Source organism: Streptomyces sp. NPDC057950, from assembly GCF_042887295.1.
Lineage (GTDB): Bacteria > Actinomycetota > Actinomycetes > Streptomycetales > Streptomycetaceae > Streptomyces > Streptomyces kaempferi.
In genome coordinates this window covers 116963-141255 of sequence record NZ_JBHVPP010000008.1, presented here as the reverse complement: position 1 = coordinate 141255, position 24293 = coordinate 116963, and the positions used below count along the sequence as shown (strand labels likewise).

Below are 24293 nucleotides of genomic sequence, written 5' to 3'. Positions count from 1 at the left end.
TACCTGAGGAAGGTCACGGCCGATCTCCACCAGACGCGGCAACGGCTGAGCGAGGCCGAGGCCCGGGGCCGCGAACCCGTCGCGATCGTCGCCATGGGCTGCCGGTTCCCCGGCGGCGTGAGCGACCCCGAGGACCTGTGGCGGCTGCTGGGCTCGGGCGACGACGCCATGACCGAGTGGCCCGTGGACCGCGGCTGGGACACCGACTCGCTGTACGACCCCGAGCCCGGCACCCCCGGCCGCAGCTACACACGGACCGGCGGATTCATCGACCGCGTCGCGGACTTCGACGCGGGCTTCTTCGGTGTCTCGCCCCGCGAGGCCGTCGGCACCGACCCGCAGCAGCGCCTCCTTCTGGAGATCTGCTGGGAGGCCCTGGAACGGGCCGGCATCGACCCGGCCGGGCTGCGCGGCAGCCGCACCGGCGTGTTCGCGGGCACCAACCTGCAGGACTACACCACCCTGCTCAGCCTCTCGGACAACGCGGGCGACGACGGTGTCGGCAACTCCGCGAGCGTCCTGTCCGGCCGCGTCTCCTACACCCTCGGCCTGGAGGGCCCCGCGGTGTCCCTCGACACCGCCTGCTCGTCCTCCCTGGTGACCCTGCACCTGGCCGTGCAGGCCCTGCGCAACGGCGAGTGCGACCTCGCGCTCGCCGGCGGCGTCACCGTCATGTCGACGCCCACGGTCTTCCTGGAGTTCAGCCGGCAGCGCGGCCTCGCCCGCGACGGCCGCTGCAAGGCATTCGCGGACGCCGCCGACGGCACCGCCTGGGGCGAGGGCGCAGGCGTCCTCGTCGTCGAGCGGCTGTCCGACGCCCGCCGCAACAACCACCCCGTCCTCGCCGTCGTCCGCGGTACGGCCGTCAACCAGGACGGCGCCTCCAACGGACTGACCGCCCCCAACGGACCCTCCCAGGAACGCGTCATCTGGCAGGCGCTCACCTCCGCCGGCCTGGCCCCGGCCGACGTGGACGCCGTCGAGGCGCACGGCACCGGCACCAAGCTGGGCGACCCCATCGAGGCCCAGGCCCTGCTCGCCACGTACGGCCAGGACCGGCCCGCCGACCGGCCGCTGCTGCTCGGCTCGGTCAAGTCCCACATCGGCCACACCCAGGCCGCCGCCGGAGTCGCAGGCGTCATCAAGATGGTCCTCGCGCTGCGCGAGCGGCACCTGCCCGCCACCCTGCACGTCGACCGGCCCTCCACCCACGTCGACTGGTCCGCGGGACACGTCGAACTGCTCACCGACGCCCGGCCCTGGCCGTCCGCCGACCGCCCGCTGCGCTGCGGCGTCTCCTCGTTCGGCGTCAGCGGCACCAACGCCCACGTCATCCTCGAACAGCCCCCCGCACCGCAGGACACCGCACCGTCCGCCCCCGCCACCGACGCGCAGCCGCCCGCCACCGACGCGCAGCCGGCCACCGGCCCCTTCGCCTTCCCGGTGTCCGCACGCACGAGCAGCGCGCTGCGCGCCCAGGCCCGGCGCCTGCACGACCACCTGACCTCCGGGCAGCGGCCCGCCCCGCACCCCGCCGACCTCGCCCGCGCGCTCACCCGCACCCGCTCCGCCCTGGAACACCGCGCCGTCGTCGTCGCCCGGGACACCGGCGAACTCCTCGCCGGTCTTGCCGCCGTCGCCGAGGACACACCCGCACCCTCCGTGGTCAAGGGCATCGCCGACACCGAGGGCGGACCCGTCTTCGTCTTCCCCGGGCACGGCCCGCAGTGGCCCGGCATGGCCACCGAACTCCTCGACACCGACGAGGTGTTCCGCGCCCACTTCACCGAGGTCGCCTCCGCCGTCGAGGAGTACACCGACTGGAAGGTGCTGGACGTGCTGCGCGACACCGGCGGCGCCCCGCCGCTGGACCGCGTCGACATCGTCCAGCCCGTCCTGTTCGTGGTCTGCGTGGCGCTCGCCCGCCTGTGGCAGTCCCACGGGGTGCGGCCGGTCGCCGTCGCCGGCCAGAGCCAGGGCGAGATCGCCGCCGCGCACGTCGCAGGCGCCCTCACCCTGACGGACGCCGCCCGCATCGTCGTTGCCCGCGGCCGCGCGCTCACCCCGCTCTCCGGCCGCGGCGGCATGCTCTCCGTACCGCTGCCGCTCGCCGAGGTGGAACACCGCCTGGCCCGCCGGGAGGGACGGATCTCCGTGGGCTCGCTCAGCGGCCCCCGCGCGGTCGTCGTCTCCGGCGACACGCAGGCGCTCGACGCCCTTCAGGCCGAACTCGCCGACGAGGGCGTACGGTCCCGCCGCGTCGCCATCGGCTACGCCTCGCACTCCGCGCAGATCGAGGAGGTGCGCGACGACCTGCTCGCCGCGTTCGCGCCGGTCACCGCACGCCCGGCCGACGTGCCGTTCCACTCCACGGTCACCGGCGGCCGGATCGAGGACACCACCACGCTGGACGCGGACTACTGGTACCGCAACGTCCGGCAGACCGTCCGCCTCGGCGACACCGTCGAGGAGCTCGCCGCCGCCGGCCACCGCGTCTTCGTGGAGGTCGGCCCCCACCCCGTGGTGACCACCGTCCTCGGCGACGTCCTGGACGAGGCCGGCGCCACCGGCAGCGTCGTCGTCGCCACCCTGCGCCGCGGCGACGGCGGCCGCGCCCGCTTCCTGCTCTCGCTCGCCGAACTCCACGTACAGGGCTGCGCCGAACTCGCCGCCGCCGACGACAGCCCGCCACGCCGCGTCGACCTGCCCACCTACGCCTTCCAACGGCGGCGCTACTGGCCCGAGTTCACCCGGGCCGCGGCCGCCGGCGCCGCTGCGGGCACCAGCGACGGGCCGTTCTGGGAAGCCGTCGAGCAGGGCGACGTCACGGCCCTGACCGCCGCCCTCGACCTCGACGAGACCGCCGTCTCCCGGCTCGTCCCGGCGCTGGCGCACTACCGCCGGCACAGTGCCGAGACCGCCGTCGCCGACTCCTGGCGCTACCGCATCGCCTGGCAGCCCGTCGAGGACGGACCCGCCCCCGCCCTCAGCGGCCGCTGGCCCGTCGTCGTCCCCCCGGGCCGCGAGGACGGCCCCGAGGCCACCGCCCTGACCGCCGCCCTGCGGCGCGCCGGCGCCACCCCGGTGACCGTCCCCGTCGACTGCGCGGCCGACCGGACCGCCGTCGCCGCCGCCCTCTTCGCCGCCCTCACCGGGAGCGCCGGACCCTCCGCCGAGCCCTCCGCGACGAACCGTGCCGCGCAACCCGCCGGAGTCGTCTCGCTGCTCGCCCTCGACGAGGACCCGCTGCCCGCGCTGCCCGCCGTACCGAGAGGATTCGCCGGGACCGTCACCCTCGTCCAGGCGCTGCAGGACCTCGGCGCCGACGTCCCCGTGTGGTTCACCACGCGCGGCGCCGTCGCGACCGACGCGCACAGCGCCCCGCAGGCGCCCGTCCAGTCGATGGTCTGGGGGTTCGGACGGGTCGTCGCCCTCGAACAGGCCGATCTCTGGGGCGGTCTCGTCGACCTGCCCGCCGCCCTCGACGAGCGGGCCGCCGACCGGTTCACCGCCGTACTGGCCGGCCGCGACCACGAGGACCAGGCAGCGATCCGCGCCACCGGCGTCCTCGGCCGCCGTCTGCTGCGCGCGGCCACCGGCGTCCGGCCGGCCGGCCGCCGCTGGCACCCCGACGGCACCGTTCTGGTCACCGGCGGCACCGGCGCACTCGGCCGGCACGTCGCCCGCTGGCTGGCCCGCTCCGGCGCCCGCGACCTGCTGCTGGTCAGCCGCTCCGGCCCGGACGCGCCCGGCGCCGCCGAGTTCGCCGCCGAACTCGCCGCCCTCGGTGCCCGCGCCGACATCGCCCGCTGCGACATCGCCGACCCCGGCGACCTCGACCGCCTGCTCGCCGCGATCCCCGACGAACGGCCCCTGACCGCCGTGTTCCACACGGCCGCCGTCCTCGACGACGGCGTCATCGGCTCCCTCACCCCCGACCGCCTCGCCGACGTGCTGCGCGTCAAGGTGGGCGGCGCCCTCAACCTCGACTCCGCCACCGCCGGCCTCGACCTGTCGGCCTTCGTCCTGTTCTCCTCGTCCTCCGGAGTCTTCGGCAGCCCCGGACACGGCAACTACGCCCCCGGCAACGCCTTCCTCGACGCCCTCGCCGAGGACCGCCGCGCCCGCGGACTGCCCGCGACCGCCGTCGCCTGGAGCGGCTGGGCCGACGGCGGCATGGCCTCCGGCACCGTCGGCGAACGCCTGGAACGCCACGGCGTACGCCTCATGGACCCCGACACGGCCGTCACCGCGCTCCAGCACGCCCTCGACCACGGCGACACCACCCTCGTCGTCACCGACATCGACTGGGAGGTGTTCGGCACCGAACTCGCCAAGGGCCGCCCGCGCCGCCTCTACGCCGCCCTGCCCGAAGCCCGGCAGGCCCTGGCCGGCACCCGCGGCACCGCACCGGAGCCCGCGCCGGGGGAGCGCACCGGCCTCGCCGGACAGCTCGCCGCACTCGGCGACAGCGACCGCCGCGGCGCCCTGCTCACCCTCGTCCGGGCCCACATCGCCTACGTGCTCAACCACCCCAGCCCCGACGAGGTCGAACCCAACCGGGCCTTCCGGGAACTCGGCTTCGACTCGCTGACCGCCGTCGAACTGCGCAACGCCCTCAACGCGGCCACCGGCCTGCGGCTGCCGACCAGCCTCGTCTACGACTACCCGACGCCCGCCGCGCTCGCCGACCACCTCGGCGCCGAGCTGGCCCCCGCGAACTCCCCGGCCCCCGCCGCGGACACGGCCCCCGGCGTACGGCGCGCGGACACCGACGACGACCCGATCGCCATCATCGGCATGGCCTGCCGGTTCCCCGGCGACATCAGCACGCCCGAGGAGTTCTGGCGGCTGCTGGCCGCCGGCACCGACGCGATCACCCCCTTCCCCGACGACCGCGACTGGGACCTCGACGCGCTCCACGACCCCGAGCCGGGACACAGCGGCGTCTCCACCCGGGCGGGCGGCTTCCTCACCGGGTTCGCCGACTTCGACCCGGCGTTCTTCACCATCTCCCCGCGCGAGGCCGCCGCGATGGACCCGCAGCAGCGACACCTGCTCGAGATGTCCTGGGAGGCGTTCGAGCGGGCCGGCATCGAACCGAGGACCCTGCGCGGCAGCCGTACCGGTGTCTTCGCCGGCACCAACTACCAGGACTACTCCTCCCGGCCGCTCGCCCTCGACGAGGACGCCGGCGCCCACCTCGGCACCGGCAACTCGGCGAGCGTCCTGTCCGGCCGCGTCTCCTACACCTTCGGTCTGGAAGGGCCCGCGGTCACCGTCGACACCGCCTGCTCCTCCTCCCTGGTCGCCCTGCACCTGGCCGTGCGCTCCCTGCGCTCCGGCGAGAGCGACCTCGCGCTCGCGGGCGGCGTCACCGTGATGTCCACCCCCGGACTGTTCCTCGACTTCAGCCGGCAGCGGGGCCTCGCGGCGGACGGCCGCTGCAAGTCCTTCGCGGACGCCGCCGACGGCACCGGGTTCTCCGAGGGCGGCGGCATGCTCCTGGTGGAGCGGCTGTCCGACGCCCGCCGCAACGGCCACCGGGTCCTCGCCGTCGTGCGCGGCTCCGCCGTCAACCAGGACGGCGCCTCCAACGGGCTCACCGCCCCCAACGGCCCCTCCCAGCAGCGGGTCATCCGGGCCGCGCTCGCCGACGCGGGCCTCGGCACCGCCGACGTCGACGTCCTGGAGGCGCACGGCACGGGAACCATGCTCGGCGACCCGATCGAGGCCCAGGCCGTCCTCGCCACCTACGGCCAGGACCGGCCCGCGCAGCGGCCGCTGTGGCTGGGCTCGGTGAAGTCCAACATCGGTCACACCCAGGCCGGCGCCGGCGTCGCCGGGATCATCAAGATGGTCCTGGCCCTGCGCAACGGCGTCCTGCCGGCCACCCTGCACGTCGACCGGCCCTCCACCCACGTCGACTGGGAGGCGGGTGACGTCCGGCTGCTGACCGAGGCCGTCGCCTGGCCCGAGAACGACCGCCCCGGCCGCGCCGCCGTGTCCTCCTTCGGCATCAGCGGCACCAACGCCCACGTCATCCTCGAAGCCGCCGCCGAACGGGAACCCGGCGGGCCCGCCGAGGCCGGACCCGCCGCACCCGCCGCACCCGCGGCCACCGGCACCCATGCCCCCGTCACCCCCTGGGCGCTCAGCGCCCGCAGCGCCGCCGCCCTGCGGGACCAGGCGAGCCGCCTGCTCACCCACCTCGCCGACCGGCCCCAGGACGACCCCCGCGACGTGGGACTGTCCCTCGCCACCACCCGCACCGCCTTCGAACACCGGGCCGTCGTCCTCGGCGCCGACCGGGCCGAACTCACCGAGGCCCTCACCGCGCTGGCCGAGGGGCGCTCCGAGCCCCGGACCCCGGCCGGCGTGGCGCGCGGCGCCGGCCGCACCGCGTTCCTGTTCACCGGCCAGGGCGCCCAGCGCCCCGGCATGGGCCGCGAACTCCACCGCACGTACCCCGTGTTCGCCGAGGCATTCGACGCGGCCTGCGCCCACCTCCCCGGACTGCGCGACATCGTCCTCGGCGACGGCGACGGCGACGGCGACGGCGACGACGGCGGCGGCTCCGAGGCCGCTGCCGCCGAGGTCCTGAACCGCACCGAGCACGCCCAGCCCGCCCTGTTCGCCTTCGAGGTCGCCCTCTACCGCCTGCTGGAGTCCTGGGGCATCGTCCCCGACCAGGTCACCGGCCACTCCGTCGGCGAACTCGCCGCGGCCCACGTCGCCGGCGTCCTCTCCCTCCCCGACGCCTGCACCCTCGTCGCCGCCCGCGGCCGCCTCATGCAGCAACTGCCCCCGGGCGGCGCGATGGCCGCCCTGCAGGCATCCGAGGCGGAGGTGCTGCCCCTGCTCGCCGGGCGGGAGACCGCCGTCGGCATCGCCGCCCTCAACGGACCCGCGGCCACGGTCGTCTCCGGCACCGAGGACGCCGTCACCGCCGTCGCCGACCAACTGGCGGCGAGGGGCCGCAAGACCTCCCGGCTGCGCGTCAGCCACGCCTTCCACTCGCCGCTCATGGACCCCGTCCTCGACGCCTTCCGGACCGTCGCCGCACGGCTCACCTACTCCGCCCCGCACCTGGCCTTCGTCTCCGGAACGACCGGAGAGCCGGTCGGCGCACCGCAGTTGACCGACCCCGAGTACTGGGTACGCCACGTCCGCGAACCGGTCCGCTTCCACGACGCCGTCCGTCACCTCCGCGACGACCTCGCCGTCACCCGCTTCCTGGAGATCGGCCCGGACGCCACCCTCACCACCCTGGCCACGGCGGCCCTGGACGACCCCGACCGCCCCGAGGCCCAGCTCGTCCCGGCCGTCCGCAAGGACGTCCCCGAGGCCCGCGGCCTGCTCACCGCGCTCGGCCGGCTGTTCACCACCGGCACCGCACCCGACTGGCCCGCCCTGTTCACCGGCGCCCGGCCCGTCCCGCTGCCCACCTACGCCTTCCAGCACGAGCGCTACTGGCTGCCCAGCGCCCCCTGGACCGGCGACCTGGAGGGCGCCGGCCTGGAAACGGCGGCCCACCCCTTCCTGGGCGCCGCCGTCCGGCCCGCCGGCTCCGACACCGTCCTGCTCACCGGACGCCTGTCCCTGCGCACCCACCCCTGGCTCGCCGACCACACCGTGCTCGGCCAGGTCATCCTGCCCGCGACCGGCTACCTCGACCTCGCCGTCCACGCGGGCGACCGCACCGGCTGCGCCCACCTCACCGAACTCACCCTGCACAGCCCGCTGGTGATCCCCCGCGAGGGAGCCGTCCAGCTCCAGGTCACCGTCGAGGCACCCGACGAGCGGGGCCGGCGCACCTTCGGCGTGTACGCGCGCCCCGCCGACACCGACACCGGCACGCCGTGGGAACAGCACGCACGGGGCACCCTCGCCCCCGAGGACCAGGCCCCGGCCGCGCCGTCCGCCGACCTGAGCGTCTGGCCCCCGCACGGCGTCGAGACCGTCGCCGACGGCGGCCACTACGAAGGGTTCGCCGAGGCCGGGTTCGACTACGGGCCCAGCTTCCAGGGCCTGGGCCGGGTGTGGCGGCGCGGCGACGAGGTGTTCGCCGAGGTCGCCCTTCCCGAGGAGTACCGCGCCGACGCCCCCCGCTTCGGCCTGCACCCCGCCCTGCTGGACGCGGCGACCCACGCGCTTCTCGTCGAACTCCCGGGCGGCGCCGGGAAATCGCCGGAGCCGATGCTGCCCTTCGCGTGGAGCGGCCTGACCCTGCACGCGGAGGGCGCCACCGCCCTCAGGGTGCGGCTGGCACCGGCCGGACACGCCCACGGGTTCTCCGTGCTCGTCGCCGACACCGACGGCCGCCCCGTCGCCACCGCCGAGTCCATCACCCTGCGCGCCGTGGCCGCCGAACCGCCGCGCGAACACGACGACCGGGCACCCGGGCTGCTGCGCCTGGCCTGGAGCGACGCACGGCCCGCCCCGGCCGCACCCCGCCCCGAATCGGCCCGCTGGATCATCCTCGGTGAGGGCGACGACCGGGTGGCCCGGTCCGTCGACGCCGCGGGCGTCCACCTGGAGACGTACGCCGACCTCGAAGCACTCGGCAAGGCCGTGGACACCGGCATGACCATGCCGGACATCGTGCTCGTCGCCCCCGACGGCCACCGCCCCGACGACGGACACGACGTCCCCGGCACCGTCCGCTCCGCGCTCACCCCGGCCCACGACCTGATCCGCGGCTGGCTCGGCGACGAACGCTTCGCCGCCTCCCGCCTGGTGTTCGTCACCCGGACCTGCGTGGCCACCGACGACGACGGCGGCATCCAGGACCTGGCGGGCGCGGCCCTGTGGGGCATGGTCCGCTCCACACAGGCCGAACATCCCGGCCGTTTCCAGCTCGTGGACCTGCCCGGCACCCCCGACGAGGCGGACGAGCACGCCTTCCTCGCCGCCGTCGCCACCGTCCACCCGCAGAGCGCGGTACGAGGCGGCCGGGTCCTGCTGCCGGGCCTCGCCCCGGTCGGGCCCGGCACCGAGGCACCCGCCCTGGCGTCCGGCACCGTCCTGGTCACCGGCGCCACCGGCGCCCTCGGCAGCGCCCTCGCCCGGCACCTCGTCACCGCCCACGGCGTACGCAGCCTGCTGCTCACCGGCCGCCGCGGCCCCGACGCCCCCGGCGCCGGCGCACTGCGCGACGAACTCACCGCACTCGGCGCGGACGTCACCCTCGTCGCCTGCGACACCGCCGACCGCGACCAGGTCGAACGCCTCCTCGCCGCCGTCCCCGCCGACAGGCCCCTGACCGGCGTGGTGCACGCCGCCGGCGTCGTCGACGACAAGCCGGTCACCGCCCTGGACCCCGAACGCTTCGAGCGGGTCCTGCGCCCCAAGGCCGACGGCGGCTGGCTGCTGCACGAACTCACCGCCGGCCACGGCCTGGCCGCGTTCGTCCTGTTCTCCTCCGCCGCGGGAACCTTCGGCTCCCCGGGCCAGGCCAACTACGCCGCCGCCAACGCCTTCCTCGACGCGCTCGCCTCCCACCGGCGCTCGCTCGGCCTGCCCGCCTCCTCCCTCGCCTGGGGAGTGTGGGAGAGCGACAGCGCCATGACGGCCGGCCTCTCCGACACCGACCGCCGCCGCATGACCCGCGGCGGCATGCGCGCGCTGTCCACGAAGGACGGACTCCTCCTGCTCGACAGCGCACTGACCACCGACCGTCCCGCCCTCATCGCCATGGACACCACCGTCGGCACCGGCGCCCTGCAGGCCCTGCTGCGGCCCGCGGACCGCCCGGCCGGCCGCCGCAGCGCGGCGGGCGCCCGGCCGGCACCGACCACCTCCGCCCGGCTCGCCGGACTCGGCCCGGCCGAGCGCCGCACCACACTGCTCGGCCTGGTCCGCGACCTGGCCGCGGCGGTCCTCGGCCACGCGTCCGCCGACGCGGTGGAGGCCGACCAGCTCTTCACGGAACAGGGCTTCGACTCCCTGACCGCCGTCGAACTGCGCAACCACCTCGCCACCGCGACCGCCCTGACCCTGCCGCCGACCCTCCTGTTCGACCACGCCACCCCGGAACTGCTCGCCGCCCACCTCGACCAGCGGCTGCTGGACGCGCCCACCGGCGGCGACCCGGCGACGCCGGCCACCCGGCCCGCCGCGCACACCGGGGACACCCTCAGCGGCCTGTTCAAGCAGGCCTGCGAGAGCGGCCGCGTCGACGAGGGCTTCGCCCTGCTCCAGGCCGCCGCCGCACTGCGGCCGACCTTCGCCTCCCCGCGGGAACTGGCCGCGGCGCCCGAGCCGATCAGGCTCTCCAAGGGCGAAACCGGCACACCGTTCGTCTGCTTCAGCTCCTACGTGGCGCTGGCCGGCGTGCACCAGTACGCGCGGTTCGCCTCGGCCTTCCGCGGCGAGCGCGACGTATGGGCCCTGCCCACCCAGGGGTTCGGCACCGGTGAGGCACTGCCCGCCTCGTTCGACGCCGTCGCCGCGCTCCAGGCCGAGGCCGTCACCCGGACCGTCGGCGAGGGCCCCGTCGTCCTCGTCGGCTCCTCGTCGGGCGGCATCCTCGCCCTGGCCGCCGCCCGGCACCTCCAGGAACAGGGCAGGCCCCCGGCCGCCGTGGTCCTGCTCGACACCTACATGCCGCGCGCCGACTCGCCGTTCCTGAAGTTCTCCCAGCAGATGCTGGGCGGCATGTTCGACCGCGAGTCGATGTTCGCCCACATGGACACCGACCGGCTGACCGCCATGAGCTGGTACATCAGCCTCATCGGCGAATGGGAACCGGGACCGCTGGACAGCCCGGTCGTCCTGGTGCGCTCCAGCGAACCCCCGGTGCCCGCCGACCCGAGCGGCCCCCTGGAGCGGGAGGAGTGGCAGTCGTCGTGGGAGCGGGCGCACACCACGATCGACGTCCCCGGCAACCACTTCACGATGATGGAGAGCCACGCCCGCGGCACCGCCGAGGCCACCGACGCGTGGCTGGCGAGCCTGGGCCAGGACGGCTGACCCACCCCGCACAGCACGGTGCCCCCTGTGTCCGGACCGGACACAGGGGGCATCGTGTGGCGGAAAAGCCGGAAGAAACGGAAGAGACGAAAGAGCCGGAAGAGGCGGAGGGACGGTGTTCAGACCGCCCAGTGCGGCGTGTCGGTGATGGTGAGCACGGCCGCGCTGCACAGCCATCCCGGCCCCTGGGAGAACAGCAGGACGTTGTCGCCCGGCACCACCTCGCGCGTGCGCACCAGGTGCTCCAGGGAGATGAACACGTCGGCGCCGCCCACGTGCCCGACCGTCCGGCCGAAGTCCCAGCTGCACTCCGCCATGGTCAGCCCGAGCGGCAGCATGATCGAGTACTCGATCATCCGGCCGTCCATGTTGATCGGCACCACCTTGGTGAGGTCGGACGCGTTCAGGCCGGCGTCGACCAGCGACCGGTGGATCATGTCCAGGCCGAACAGGGTCAGCTTCTCCATCGTCTCCGACAGGGGCATCCGCTCGCTGAACTGCTCGGCCCGCTCGACCATGCCGGCCACCGTTCCGGTGTCCTCGCGCAGCAGCAGCGGCCCGTCCCCGCGGTGCCACGACTCCAGCTCGTGCAGCACCCCCGAGTTGAGGGAGCGCACCGCGGCGAAGCCCTCCTCGTCGCTCACCAGCACCGCGGCCGCGCCGTCCCCGAGGATGTACGCCTGGCCGAAGCCCTTCCAGCGGTCCATCTGCGGCGAGGAGAAGTTCTCGCCCGTCGTCAGCAGCACCGAGCCCGCCCCGGCGGCCCCGGTGAGCTTGCCGATCGCCACCTCCAGGGCGCTGAGCATGCCGTCGCAGCCCTGCTGGAGGTAGAGCGCGGGAATGTTGCCCAGGCCCAGCTCCCGCAGGATGTAGCCGGGCGGGTAGGCGCCGTCGGGGCCCTGGTAGTGGACGGCGCTGTGGATGTACGCCCCGAGGTCCTCGGGATCGGTCTTCGAGCGCTCCAGCGTGGTCCGGGCGGCCGCCACGACCAGGTCCATGGCCGGCACGTCACCGGCGACGTGGGTGCCCGTCAGCCCGTTCGCCGCCTGGATCTCGCCGTCCAGCCTCCCTTCGGCCACGGCCTGCAGGGCGTCGGCCCACTCGGGCAGCACGACGCCCAGCGATTCGATGTACACGTTCTCGACCCTCATCTGCCTTCTTCTCCTCTTCCGCCTTCGGGCGTTCTGTGTCGTGCGGCGTCATGACGGCGGACATCCCGCGTCACGACGGCGCCGGGCGGTGCGGCACCACCGTCGGGTGCCGCACCGCCCGGCCGGGGATCCCGCCTCAACGGGCCTGTCGGACAGCCTGGTTCAGCGGGCGAGCAGCTCCTTCTTCAGATGGCGGGCGAGCCCGGCCGGCGTGGCGAAGTCGAACACCACGGCCGCGGACAGGGGCAGCCCGGTCGCCTCGACCAGCGCGTTGCGCGCGGTGAGCGCCGTCAGCGAGTCGAAGCCGAGCTCCCGCGTCTCGCCGTCCGGCGGCACCTGGGCGCCGCCGGGCAGTCCGAGGGAGGCGGCGAAGTGCGTGCGTACCAGGTCGATGAGGGACTGCTCCTGCTCCGCGTCCGGCAGGGCCGCCAGCCGGTGCCGCAGCCCGGACGGGTCCGCCACCGCGTCACGGGCCACCCGGCGGCCCGCACCGGCCACCAGCCCCCGCCGCAGCGCGGCCGTGCCGGTGAGCGGGCCGGGGGAGCCGGTGCCGCCCAGCGGGGTGCGCGCGGCGACGACCGCGGGCAGCCCCAGCGAGCGCGCCGCGTCGAAGAGGTCGAGGGCCTCCCGCGAGGCCAGGTCGGCGCCGCGTACCGACACGGCGGGCACACCGGAGGCCCGCAGCCGCACCGCCCACGCGTCCAGGAACGCGCCGGCGGCCTCGGCGACCAGCCCGGGGGCGGTCGGCGAGGGGCCGGGGGAGCTGAGCACGAACGTGTCCACGTCCCCGGGCGCGAGCCCGTCGCCGAGGGCGAGCGCGGTGTCGACGACCGGCCGCAGCACCGCGTCGACATCACCGTCGGGCCCCTCGGAGGCGATGTGCACGGCCGCCGCGAACAGCACGGCCGAAGGACCGGCCGCCCGCAGCGGGCGCACGGACGCCACCGGGTCCGCCGCGTCCCACGCGGCCACGGACGTGCCCGGCACCCCGGCCCGCGCCGCGGCGTCCGGGTCCGGCCCCGCGGTGTCGGCCAACAGCACCTCACGCGAGCCGAGTCCGGCCGGCAGACGCCCGACCGGTGCGGTCGCCCCGGCCCGCACCACCAGCAGCGGGCCCGTGCCGCGCGGGGCGGGCACCGGCGAGCAGACGCCGGGCACGACGCGTTCGACCCGCGGCACGCGCGCCGCACGGCCGCGCAACGCCAGCCGGGGTTCTCCCGAGGCCACCGCGTCCGGCAGGACACGCCAGGCCCGCTTGGAGGCGTCCGTGTCGACCAGCAGGAAACGGCCCGGTGCCCGGTCCTGCGCCGCGCCGACCAGCCCCCACAGGGCGGCGGCCGGCAGATCCGGCGCCGGGGAACCGTCCCACGCGGGCACGGCACCTCGGGTCAGCACGACCAGACGGCTGTCCGCGAACAGCGGATCACCCCACCGGCGCGCCCACTCCAGGCCCTCGCGCACGGCGCCGCGCACCGCGTCCGCGACGTCCGCCCCGCTCCCGGCGGCGGCCGGGGCCCGGGAGACGACCACCACGTGCGGCGGCGCGGCGCCGTCCGAGACGGCCTTCGCGAGGGCGCCGAGGTCCGGATACGTCTCCGAGTAGCGCCCGGCGGCCATCAGCCCGGCGCGGACGCGCAGCGGGTCGTCGCCGACCACCGCCCACCGTTCGTCGCCGTGCCGCGCGGCCGCGGTGAGTTCCACGTCGTGCCACACCTGGGTGAACAGGCCGTCCTGCTGGAGTGCCGAGGCGCGGGCCAGCGTGGAGCGGGTCAGCCCGCCGGCCGTCACGGACTCCACGCTCAGTACCGGATCGCCGGCCGCGTCGGCGGCCTCGATGCCGAACCCGCCGTCGGGCCGCGGCCGTACCCGCACGCGCAGTACGGACGCCCCGGAGGCATGCAGCGTCACCCCGTGCCAGGTGTCCGGCCACCACAGGCCGTCGCCGTCCGGCGCGGGCGCCTGGACCGCCGGATCCACCCGGGTGTGCAGGAGCACGGGCCGCAGCACGGCGTCCAGCAGTGCCGGGTGCAGTCCGAACAGGGCTCCCTGCTCACGGCTGTCGTCGGGCAGCGCGACCTCGGCGAACAGCTCACCGTCGCGCCGCCACACCGTCCGCAGCTCCCGCGGCACGCCGTCGCCGGAACCGGAACCGGACGGCAGCTCCTCGAAGGGGACGCGCCGGGAACCCGCGGGCGGCCACACGGCCAGTTCACCCGGGCCGTCGGGGTCGGGGAGGCCGGGCGCGAGGGTGCCGGACGCGTGGCGGGTCCAGGGCCGCCCGGTCGCGCCCCCGCCGTCCCGCCGGGCGTGCACGGTCACGGGACGCACGCCCTCGTCACCGGCGGCCCCGACACTCACCCGCAGCTGGACGCCGTCCCGCTCGGGCAGCACCAGCGGTTCGCCGGTGCCCAGTTCCACCAGCCGTCCGCAGCCGACGTGGTTCCCGGCGTGCAGCACCAGCTCGGCGAGCACCGCGGGCGCCACGACGGCCGTACCGGCCACCGTGCGGGACGGCGGCGGAGCGTGCCCGCCGCCCCGCAGCCGGCCGGAGAACAGCACGCCGTCCCCGCCGGGCAGCTCGACCGCGGCCTGCAACAGCGGGTGCGCGCCGTCCAGCAGGCCCAGTTCCAGGGCCCCTTCGTAGACCCGCGAGGACCGCTGCGCCGTCCGGGCCCTGCGCCACAGCAGCCGGCCGGGCAGCCCGGCCAGACGCTTGCGGGCGATCTTCCCGGCGGGGTTGCGCGGGACCTCGTCGACCTCGTACAGCTCCTCGGGCAGCTTGAACGCCGACAGCTCCGCGCGGCACGCGGCCAGGACCGCGTCCGTGTCGATGCCGCCGGGTCCGCGCACCAGGTACGCCACCGGCACCTCACCGAGCGTGTCGTGCGGCTTGGCGCCCACGGCCGCGTCCGCGATGCCCTCCACCCGGCCCAGCACCTTCTCGATCTCGCCCGGATGGATGTTCTCGCCGCCACGGATGATGAGTTCCTTCAGCCGGCCGCTGATCGTGACGTACCCGGCGCCGTCCTGCCAGGCGATGTCACCGGTGCGGTACCAGCCGTCGCTCAGCACGGACGCCGTCGCCTCGTCCTGGCGGTGGTAGCCGAGCATCAGCGCCGGGCTGGAGACCCATACCTCGCCCTCCTCCCCGCCGGGCACCTCCTCCCCGGTGCGGGGGTCCGTCAGGCGCAGCGTCAGCCCCGGTACGGGCAGCCCGCAGGAGCCCGCCACGTACGGGCCCTCGGGGAGGGTGGTGGTGATCGCGCCGCCGGTCTCGGTGCTGCCGTAACTGTCCAGCAGCGGCAGGCCGAACGCGGCGCGGAAGGACTCGTGCAGCGACACCGGGCAGGAGGAGCCCGCGACCATGCACAGCCTCAGGTCCGCCGGCGCGTCGAAGCCGTCGGACCGGGCCCGCTCGACCATGTGGTGGTACATCGTCGGCACCCCGACGAGGAACGTGGAGCGCTCCTCGCGGGCCGTGCGCAGGATCTCGTCCGCCGCCAGCCCGTCGGTGATCCGGGCCGTCGCGCCGACCGCCAGCACGCCCAGCACGCACACGTTGTGCGCGACGGCGTGGAACAGCGGCATCGGCCACAGCACCCGGTCCTCGGGCGACAGCCCGAGCACCGGGGCGGTGCAGGCGCCGGTCGCCCACAGCGACGACCGCTGGGTGGAGACCACGCCCTTGGGCCGGCCCGTGGTGCCGGACGTGTAGAGCATCCACGCGGGCTCGTCCAGGCCCAGGTCGTCGCGTGGCGGATGACGTATCGACCAGGTCGTCGCCAGGGTCTCGTACCGCGGCAGGCCGTGGTCCTCCCCGGCCCCCGAGGGGTCCGGCACGACCACGACCGCGACCCCCGGCCGGTCGACCAGGACCCGGCGCACCTGCGGCAGTTGGGCCACCCCGGTGATCACCATGCGGGCCGCGCAGTCGTCGAGCAGGAAGGACAGCTCCGCGTCGGTCGACTGCGGGTTGAGCGGGACGCCGACCGCGCTCGCCCGTGTGATGGCCAGGTAACTCTCCACCGTCTCCACCCGGTTGGGCAGGTAGATCACGGCACGCGCCCCGCGTTCGAGGCCCAGTTCGGCGAGGTGGCCGGCCACCCGGGCGGTGCGCAGGGCGAGTTCGGCGTACGTCACCGAGCGGTGGGCGTCGCGGAACGCGGGCTGCCGGGGCCGGTGTTCGGCGTGCCCGGCGAGCAGCTCGTGCAGCGGCCGGACGAGATCGGCACGGAACATCTCACTCACGCTCCTCGGACTCCCGGCGGTCAGGCGGCGGACGCGCGGTAGCGGCGCACCGCCAGCGCCCGGCACGCCAGGGCGATGACGACCGACCACGCCACGGACACCACCACGGCGTGTTCGGCGGGCCAGCCGGTCGTCGCGTGCAGCCCGGGGTTGCCGAACAGGTCACGGGCCGCCTGGACGGTGGCCGTGAGCGGGTTCCACTCCGCCGCGAAACGCAGCGGGGCCGGGAGCGTGGACGGCGCGACGAACGCGTTCGAGAGGAAGGTCAGCGGGAACAGCCACAGGAAGTTGCCGGTCGCGGCGGCTTCCGGCGCACGGACCGACAGGCCGATGAGCACCCCCACCCACGACAGGGCGTAGCCCAGCAGGAGCAGCAGCCCGAACGCCGCGGCCGCGTGCAGGAATCCGTGGTGGATGCGCCAGCCGACGATCAGGGCGCAGCCCACCATGACCACGATCACGGCGCTGTTCTGCACCAGGTCGGCGAGCGCGCGGCCGGTCAGCAGCGCCCCGCGGGACATGGGCAGCGAGCGGAACCGGTCGACCATGCCGCTCTTGAGGTCGTTGGCCATGCCCACACTGCTGTTGCTGGCGGTCGCGAAGGCGATGGTCTGCGCGAAGAAGCCGGGCATCATGTACTCGCGGTAGGCCTCCGGGCCGCCCGCGCCGGGCAGTGCGAAGGAGCCCGCGAAGAGGTAGGCGAAGAGCAGGACGAACACGATCGGCTGCACGAGGCTGAGGACCAGCACCTCGGGGATGCGGACCATCCTGATGATGTTGCGCCGCGTGATCACGACCACGTCGTGGATCGCCTTCGCCGCGGACGCGGGGCGCAGGGCGTCCCCGCCGCGGGCCTGTACCGCCCATGCCACGGTCATCACTCCTTCTCGTTCGACGCGCCGGCCGAGACCATCGCGTGCCCGGACCGGCCGCCGCGGGGCGGGTCCGTCAGGGCCAGGAACACCTCGTCGAGGGTCGGCTGGCGCAGGCTGATGTCACTGATCTCGATCCCGGCGCCGGCCAGGGCACCGATGACCTCGGTCAGCAGGTGCACGCCGCCGTCCACCGGCGCGGAGACCAGCGACCTGGCCCGGTCCACGTCGGGGGCGCGGGTGCTGAAACGGCCCAGCAGAGCGGCGGCGCCCTCGATCTGTTCGGCGCGTTCCACCACGATCTCGATCTGCTGCCGGCTGGTGCGTGTCTTGAGTTGGCGCGGTGTGCCCTGGGCGATGATCCGGCCCTGGTCGACGACGGCGATGTCCTGGGCGAGCCGGTCCGCCTCCTCCAGGTACTGCGTGGTCAGCAGCAGGGTGGTGCCCGCGTCGACCAGCCGGTCGATGGCCTCCCACAACAGCAGGCGGCTGGTGGGGTCGAGGCCCACCGACGGCTCGTCGAGGAACATCACCGACGGCCGCACCACCAGCGCGCACGCGAGGTCGAGCCGCCGGCGCATGCCGCCCGAGTACGTGGTGGACACCCGGTCGGCGGCCCCGGTCAGCTCGAACTGCGCGAGCAGTTCCTCGGCCCGGCGCCGGGCCGCGCCGGCCCGCATGCCGTACAACTCGCCGATCATGCGCAGGTTCTCACGGCCCGTCAGCCGGTCGTCGACGGCGGCGAACTGACCGGACAGCCCGATCGACCGGCGCACCAGGTCCGGGGCGCGGACCACGTCGTGGCCCGCGACCGTGGCGCTGCCCGCGTCGGGGCGCAGCAAAGTGGTGAGCACCCGGACGGCGGTGGTCTTGCCCGCCCCGTTGGGGCCCAGCAGACCCAGCACGGTGCCCTCCGGGACCGTGAGACTGACTCCGTCGAGAGCCCGGATCTTCCCGAAGGTCTTGACGAGGCCCTCAGCGTGGATGGCGCCCGGCATGGCTTCTCCGTCCTGTTTCTGCGTTCGGTGGGACTTCTCAGTTCGCGGAGATCAGCTTCAGCTCGGGGTGGGCGGTGCCGCCCGCGATCGCGGTGGACGAGATGTGCGAGACGACCCGCTTGTCGACCGGGTCGTTCGCCGGGTCGTCGTTGACCTTGAGGTGCTCGTAGGTCGTGGAGCGCTGCGCGGGCACCCGCCCGGCGCCGCGGATCAGCGTGAGCAGTTCCACCAGGTTGGAGCGGTGCTTGGCGCCGGCCGAGGAGACCACGTTCTCCTCCAGCATCACGGAGCCGAGGTCGTCCGCGCCGTAGTGCAGGGTCAGCTGGCCGGCCTCCTTGCCGGTGGTCAGCCACGAACCCTGGATGTGGGCCACGTTGTCGAAGAAGAGCCGGGCGATCGCGATCATCCGCACGTACTCGAAGAGCGTGGCCTGCGTGCGGCCCTTGAGGTGGTTGTTCTCCGGCTGGTAGGTGTACGGGATGAAGGCGCGGAAACCGCCGGTCCGGTCCTGTACGTCGCGGATCATCCGCATGTGCTCGATGCGCTCGGCGTTGGTCTCGCCGGTGCCCATGAGCATCGTCGAGGTCGACTCGACCCCCAGCCCGTGCGCGGCCTCCATGATCTCCAGCCAGCGTTCGCCGGACTCCTTGAGCGGGGCGATCGCCTTGCGGGGGCGGGCGGGGAGCAGTTCCGCGCCGGCGCCCGCGAAGGAGTCGAGGCCGGCGGTGTGGATCCGCTGGATGGCCTCCTCCACGCTCACCTTGGAGATGCGGGCCATGTGCTCGACCTCGGACGCGCCGAGGGAGTGGATGACCAGCTGGGGGAAGTTCTCCTTGATCGCGGAGAAGTGCTTCTCGTAGTACTCCACTCCGTAGTCGGGGTGGTGTCCGCCCTGGAACATGATCTGGGTGCCGCCGAGTTCGACGGTCTCCGCGCAGCGGCGCAGGATGTCGTCGAGGTCGCGGGTCCAGCCCTTGGCGGTGTCCTTGGGCGCGGCGTAGAAGGCGCAGAACTTGCACGCCGTGACGCACACGTTCGTGTAGTTGATGTTCCGCTCGATGATGTACGTCGCGATGTGCTCGGTGCCGGCGTACCTGCGGCGGCGTACGGCGTCGGCGGCGGCGCCCAGCGCGTGCAGCGGAGCGTCACGGTACAGGGCCAGGGCCTCCGCCGGGGTGATGCGCTCACCCTCGGCGGCACGGTCGAGGACGGACTGCAACGGGGACGGGGTAGGTCGGGGCATGATGCCGGCCTTTCCGGGGCTGTGGATGGTGTTCCTGGTCATGGCGGGGGTGTCACTCGGGGGCGGTGCCCAGCAGGCGTACGGCCACGTCGGGCGGGAAGCCCTCGGCCGCACCGCCGACCCGGCGGGCGAACTCCTTGATGCCGGCCAGCTGCTCCGCGCCGAGCCGGAAGTCGAGCGCCTCGGTGTAGTACCGCTCCAGCGTTCCGGCGTCGAACTCCTCCCACTGGGAGGCCTGTTCGCTCACCTCGGTCACCTCGCGCAGCGACAGGTCCCGGGAGGCCAGCAGGTCGGCGTGGACCTGGTGGACCAGAGCGGGCTCGCGGGCGAGGAAGTCGCGGCGCGCCGCGAACACGGCGAACACGAACGGGAGGCCGGTCCACTCCTTCCACATCCGGCCCAGGTCATGGACCTGGAGGCCGAGTCCGGGGGCCTCGTGCAGCGCGGCACTCAGCGCCACGTCACCGATGATGACCGCCGCGCGTGCCTCGGACATCATCGTGCGCAGGTCGGGCGGCCGTACCACGTACTCGGGCCGCACACCCACCTTCTCCTCCAGGAGCAGCCGGGCCAGCCGCACCGAGGTCCGGCTGGTCGAGCCCAGCGCGACACGCTCACCGTCCAGCTGCTCCAACGGCACCTGACTGAGGATCAGACACGACATGACGTCGCCGTCGCTGCCCACCGCGATGTCCGGCAGGGCCACCAGGTCGTCGGCGTGCCGCAGGAACTCGACCAGGCTGATCGGCCCGATGTCGAGATCACCGGCGGCCAGCGCCTTGTTGAGGCCGTCCGGGCTGTCCGTGCGCAGATCCAGGTCGAGCAGGCTGCCGGTACGGGCCAACCCCCAGAACAGCGGAAGGCAGTTGAGGAACTCGATGTGCCCGACTCGGGGGCGGCGACGTTTGGTGCGCAGCGCCGACGACGGTTCTGCGACGAGTGGTTCGGTCATCTGTGGACGCTCCCGGAGCGGGTCGAAGAGGGGCGGCGGGGCGTACTCGGTGCCCGGCGCACGGAACGAGGAGGGACAAAGGACGGGTGTGCGACGCGCCGGGAGAGGAGCATCCCGGCGCCCGCCTGAACGTGTGCGGCCCTGCCCGGCGGCCCGCGCCGGTCCTACGCCCCGCGGGAGACCGTCGCGGTGAAGTGCTCGGTGAGGACGGCGAGGACGTCCGCCGCCCGGTCGGTGAGATAGAAGTGGCCGCCGGGGAACACCTGCAGCGTGCTGCCGCCCAGTGTGTGGCCCTCCCAGGCGCGTGCCTCGTCCAGCGAGGTCTTCGGGTCGTCGTCGCCGACCAGCACCGTCACCGGGCAGCGCACGGTGTCGTCCGGCGCGGCCAGATAGGTCTCGACGGCCGTGTAGTCGTCACGGATCGCCGGTAGCACCATGCGCAGCAGCTCCTCGTCGTCGAGGAGCCGGCTGTCGGTACCGCTGAGCGCGCGGATCTCGGCGATCAGCCGGTCGTCACCGAGGGTGTGCACCTTCTCGTCCCGGGTCCGGGACGGTGCCCGCCGCCCCGACGCGAACAGCCGCACCGGTCCGGTCCCGGACCGCTCCAGACGCCGGGCCACCTCGAAGGCGACCACCGCTCCCATGCTGTGCCCGAAGAACGTCAGCGGCCGGTCCTGCCAGGCCCGCAGCGCCTCGGCGACCCGGTCGGCGAGTTCGGTCACCGAGGTCAGCCCCGGCTCATGACGCCGGTCCTGCCGTCCCGGGTACTGCACCGCGACCACGTCGACGGCGGGGCTGAGGGCCGCGGCGACCGGCAGGTAGAAACTGGCGGAACCCCCCGCGTGCGGAAAGCACACCAGACGCTCGGCCGCTTCGGGAGCGGGACGGAAACTGCGGATCCACAGATCGTCCGCGGGAGTTGGACTCATGGGACGCGGATGTCCTTCCAGGGGATCGGCGCACCCGGCACAGGGGCCCGGTGCGCGGTGCGGAACTGGCTGCGGTGCTGCGGAGCCTCAGGCGCTCTCCGCCTCCGGACCCCAGACCTCGACGTCGTCGGCGACACGGCGCACGTGGATGCACTCGCCGGGGCACTCCTTGGCGGAGTCGGCGACATCCGGCAGAAGCTCCAGCGGGATCCGCGTGGCGGCGCGGGGTTCCTGGAGGAGTTCGTCGTCCTCGTCTTTCACATAGGCGATGCCGTCCACGTCCAGTTCGAACACCTCGGGCGCGTACTGGGCACAGATACCGTCGCCGGTGCACAGCTCATGGTCGATCCAGACCTCGAAGGCCTGCTCGCCGCTCGTCTGCTGGGACATGTCCACCTGCCTGCCGATCGTGTCGTGAGACCGCGCACCGCGGTGCGCGGGGGTGAGGGGAGAAGGAAGGCCGCGGCAGGACACACCGTCCGCCGCGGCCCGGCGCGTCAGACACGCATCGGCTGCGGCTCGTCGCGGCGGGTGCGGTCCGGGCCGTCGTACTCGCGGATGATCTCGTAGCGGGTGTTGCGCTCCACGGGGCGGAAGCCGGCGTCGCGGATCAGGTCGAGCAGATCCTCGCGGGTCAGCTTGTTCGGGGTGCCGTAGTTGTCCGCGTCGTGCGTGATCTTGTACTCGACGACCGAACCGTCCATGTCGTCCGCGCCGTGCTGCAGGGCGAGCTGCGCGGTGTGCAGGCCGTGCATGACCCAGAAGACCTTGACGTGCGGGACGTTGTCGAACAGGAGACGGGAGACCGCGAAGATCTTCAGCGCCTCGGTACCGGTCGCCATCTGGGTGCGCGCCTGCAGCTTGTTGCGGACCTTGCCGTCCTTCATGTCCACGAAGTCGTGCTGGTAGCGCAGCGGGATGAACACCTGGAAGCCGCCGGTCTCGTCCTGCAGCTCACGGAGCCTGAGGACGTGGTCGACGCGGTGGCGGGGCTCCTCGATGTGCCCGTACAGCATGGTGCACGGCGTCTTGAGGCCCTTGGAGTGCGCGAGGCGGTGGATGCGCGACCAGTCCTCCCAGTGGGTGCGGTGGTCGACGATGTGCTGCCGCACCTCCCAGTCGAAGATCTCCGCGCCACCGCCGGTCAGCGACTCCAGACCGGCGTCGATCAGCTCGTCCAGGATGTCGGAGGCCGACAGGCCGGAGATCGTCTCGAAGTGGTGGATCTCCGTCGCCGTGAACGCCTTCAGCGAGACGTTCGGCAACGCCTTCTTCAGCTCCCGCAGCGAACGCGGGTAGTAGCGCCAAGGAAGCGTCGGGTGCAGGCCGTTGACGATGTGCAGCTCCGAGAGGTGCTCGCTCTCCATCGTCTTGGCGAGACGGACCGCCTCCTCGATGCGCATCGTGTACGCGTCCATCTCGCCCGGCTTGCGCTGGAACGAGCAGTAGGCGCACGACGCGGTGCACACGTTCGTCATGTTGAGGTGACGGTTGACGTTGAAGTGGACCACGTCGCCGTTCTTGACCGTCCGCGCATGGTGCGCGAGCTCGCCCAGCCAGGCCAGCTCGTCCGACTCGTACAACGCGATGCCGTCCTCGCGGGACAGCCGTTCACCGGAGTAGACCTTCTCCTCCAGCTCACGCTTGAGCCCTGCGTCCATTACCGGGGAACCTCCTCGGTCAGTGCCTGGCGGCACACGTAGTGAGTGCGAGTACGCGGGTGGCACGTAACTCGTCTGCGGGCCCCGGCCGAGCCACCCGTCTTCGCGGACGACTCGCGCCGCCGTGGATCCGGCAGGGCGGAACTGGTGCGGAGCCGCGCCACCCGACCCGGGCCGGCCGGCCCGTCCGTTCCGGACGAGCTCGAACCCTCCCGGAGACAGCGGCACATGGACCGCTGCCGACCGGAACACAGGGGTTCCGGCCATGTCGGATGAGGCTCCCTCATCTTCGCGGAGGACAGTCTGGGGAAAACCCCACACCCACTGCGGCTTTCCTGGAGGGGGCGCGCGAGCGCCGTCACCGGATCACTCACGGCAGAGAATGAGGCGGGCCGCATGACGTCACCACTGACCCTGGCGCACTCCCCGTGCCCGAACGACACGTTCGTCTTCCACGCCCTGACCCACGGACTGATCCCCGGCGCTCCCGGAACCGACGTGCGCCTGGCCGACATCGACGTCACCAACGGACTCGCCGAACGCGGTGAACTGGACGTCCTCAAGGTGTCCTACGGCGTCCTGCCGCACGTACTCGACACCTACGCCCTGCTGCCGTGCGGCGGCGCCGTCGGCCGCGGCTGCGGACCGCTCGTCCTGCGCAGGCGGTCCGGCCCCGCCGGCCGCCTCACCGGCGCCCGCGTCGCCGTACCCAGCACGAGCTCCACCGCCTACCTCCTCTTCCGCCTCTGGGCGGCCCGCGCCGTCCCCGGCGGCGTCGGTGAGATCGTCGTCCTGCCCTTCCACGAGATCATGCCCGCCGTGCGCGACGGCCTCGTCGACGCCGGCCTCGTCATCCACGAGGCCCGCTTCACCTACCGCCACTACGGCCTGCACAGCGTCGCCGACCTGGGCGAGGAATGGGAGAAGGAGACGACCCTGCCCGTCCCGCTCGGCGCCATCATCGCCCGCCGCAGTCTCGGCGCCACCCGTCTCACCGCCCTCGCCGACGCCGTCCGCGCCTCCGTCCGCGCCGCCTGGGACACCCCCGCCGCCTCCCGCCCCTACGTCCTGCAGCACGCCCAGGAACTGGCCACGGACGTCGTCGACCAGCACATCGAGCTCTACGTCAACTCCTTCACCGCGGAACTCGGCGACGAAGGCCACGCCGCCGTACGGGAACTCCTCGGCCGCAGCGCCGACCTCGGCCTGCTGCCCGTCGTACCCGACGGCGCCCTGGACTTCCCCCCGGACCTCTAGGGCTTGTT

General features: G+C 74.1%; 11 protein-coding genes. 2 read left to right on the top strand and 9 right to left on the bottom strand.

Translation table 11 applies throughout. The features are described 5' to 3' along the window. The first annotated feature begins 3 nt into the window (after positions 1-3). The gene (locus tag ACFVTC_RS15905) at positions 4-10974 is read left to right on the top strand and encodes a type I polyketide synthase (protein ID WP_390127422.1); all 10971 of its coding nucleotides are present in this window, start codon (positions 4-6) and stop codon (positions 10972-10974) included. A 119-nt stretch (positions 10975-11093) separates the two neighbouring features. Here the strand turns inward: ACFVTC_RS15905 and ACFVTC_RS15900 are convergent, their stop codons facing one another. The 9 genes from ACFVTC_RS15900 to mqnE form a co-directional block, all read right to left on the bottom strand. Then, the gene (locus ACFVTC_RS15900) at positions 11094-12125 is read right to left on the bottom strand and encodes a ketoacyl-ACP synthase III family protein (RefSeq protein ID WP_390127229.1); all 1032 of its coding nucleotides are present in this window, start codon (positions 12123-12125) and stop codon (positions 11094-11096) included. 162 nt (positions 12126-12287) lie between these two features. Next, complete coding sequence (locus ACFVTC_RS15895) at positions 12288-16364, bottom strand: AMP-binding protein (RefSeq protein ID WP_390127420.1); 4077 nt, start codon at positions 16362-16364, stop codon at positions 12288-12290. A gap of 29 nt (positions 16365-16393) precedes the next feature. After that, positions 16394-17251, bottom strand: coding sequence for an ABC transporter permease (locus ACFVTC_RS15890; protein WP_390127228.1), 858 nt, complete (start codon positions 17249-17251; stop codon positions 16394-16396). Continuing rightward, complete coding sequence (locus tag ACFVTC_RS15885) at positions 17251-18243, bottom strand: ATP-binding cassette domain-containing protein (protein WP_390127227.1); 993 nt, start codon at positions 18241-18243, stop codon at positions 17251-17253. Before ACFVTC_RS15885 ends, ACFVTC_RS15890 begins: the two co-directional genes overlap by 1 nt. Positions 18244-18280: 37 nt before the next feature. Then, positions 18281-19486: a cyclic dehypoxanthinyl futalosine synthase gene (gene mqnC / locus ACFVTC_RS15880; RefSeq protein WP_390127418.1), complete on the bottom strand. Its 1206-nt coding sequence runs from the start codon at positions 19484-19486 to the stop codon at positions 18281-18283. Positions 19487-19538: 52 nt separating this feature from the next. Continuing rightward, the gene (locus tag ACFVTC_RS15875; protein ID WP_390127225.1) at positions 19539-20438 is read right to left on the bottom strand and encodes a menaquinone biosynthetic enzyme MqnA/MqnD family protein; all 900 of its coding nucleotides are present in this window, start codon (positions 20436-20438) and stop codon (positions 19539-19541) included. Positions 20439-20602: 164 nt separating this feature from the next. After that, the gene (locus ACFVTC_RS15870; protein ID WP_390127223.1) at positions 20603-21367 is read right to left on the bottom strand and encodes a thioesterase II family protein; all 765 of its coding nucleotides are present in this window, start codon (positions 21365-21367) and stop codon (positions 20603-20605) included. 87 nt (positions 21368-21454) lie between these two features. Continuing rightward, complete coding sequence (locus ACFVTC_RS15865; RefSeq protein ID WP_168525150.1) at positions 21455-21757, bottom strand: ferredoxin; 303 nt, start codon at positions 21755-21757, stop codon at positions 21455-21457. A gap of 107 nt (positions 21758-21864) precedes the next feature. Next, the gene (mqnE, locus tag ACFVTC_RS15860) at positions 21865-23028 is read right to left on the bottom strand and encodes an aminofutalosine synthase MqnE (protein ID WP_390127220.1); all 1164 of its coding nucleotides are present in this window, start codon (positions 23026-23028) and stop codon (positions 21865-21867) included. A 396-nt stretch (positions 23029-23424) separates the two neighbouring features. Here mqnE and ACFVTC_RS15855 point away from each other — a divergent pair, with 396 nt between their 5' ends. Further along, the gene (locus tag ACFVTC_RS15855; protein WP_390127218.1) at positions 23425-24285 is read left to right on the top strand and encodes a 1,4-dihydroxy-6-naphthoate synthase; all 861 of its coding nucleotides are present in this window, start codon (positions 23425-23427) and stop codon (positions 24283-24285) included. Positions 24286-24293 lie beyond the last annotated feature (8 nt).

Excerpts from the sequence above, each read along its gene's own strand:
- ACFVTC_RS15900 (WP_390127229.1), bottom strand. The coding sequence starts at position 12,125 with ATGAGGGTCGAGAACGTGTACATCGAATCGCTGGGCGTCGTGCTGCCC.
- ACFVTC_RS15895 (WP_390127420.1), bottom strand. The coding sequence starts at position 16,364 with ATGTTCCGTGCCGATCTCGTCCGGCCGCTGCACGAGCTGCTCGCCGGG.
- ACFVTC_RS15890 (WP_390127228.1), bottom strand. The coding sequence starts at position 17,251 with ATGACCGTGGCATGGGCGGTACAGGCCCGCGGCGGGGACGCCCTGCGC.
- ACFVTC_RS15885 (WP_390127227.1), bottom strand. The coding sequence starts at position 18,243 with ATGCCGGGCGCCATCCACGCTGAGGGCCTCGTCAAGACCTTCGGGAAG.
- mqnC (WP_390127418.1), bottom strand. The coding sequence starts at position 19,486 with ATGCCCCGACCTACCCCGTCCCCGTTGCAGTCCGTCCTCGACCGTGCC.
- ACFVTC_RS15875 (WP_390127225.1), bottom strand. The coding sequence starts at position 20,438 with ATGACCGAACCACTCGTCGCAGAACCGTCGTCGGCGCTGCGCACCAAA.
- ACFVTC_RS15870 (WP_390127223.1), bottom strand. The coding sequence starts at position 21,367 with ATGAGTCCAACTCCCGCGGACGATCTGTGGATCCGCAGTTTCCGTCCC.
- ACFVTC_RS15865 (WP_168525150.1), bottom strand. The coding sequence starts at position 21,757 with ATGTCCCAGCAGACGAGCGGCGAGCAGGCCTTCGAGGTCTGGATCGAC.
- mqnE (WP_390127220.1), bottom strand. The coding sequence starts at position 23,028 with ATGGACGCAGGGCTCAAGCGTGAGCTGGAGGAGAAGGTCTACTCCGGT.
- ACFVTC_RS15855 (WP_390127218.1), top strand. The coding sequence starts at position 23,425 with ATGACGTCACCACTGACCCTGGCGCACTCCCCGTGCCCGAACGACACG.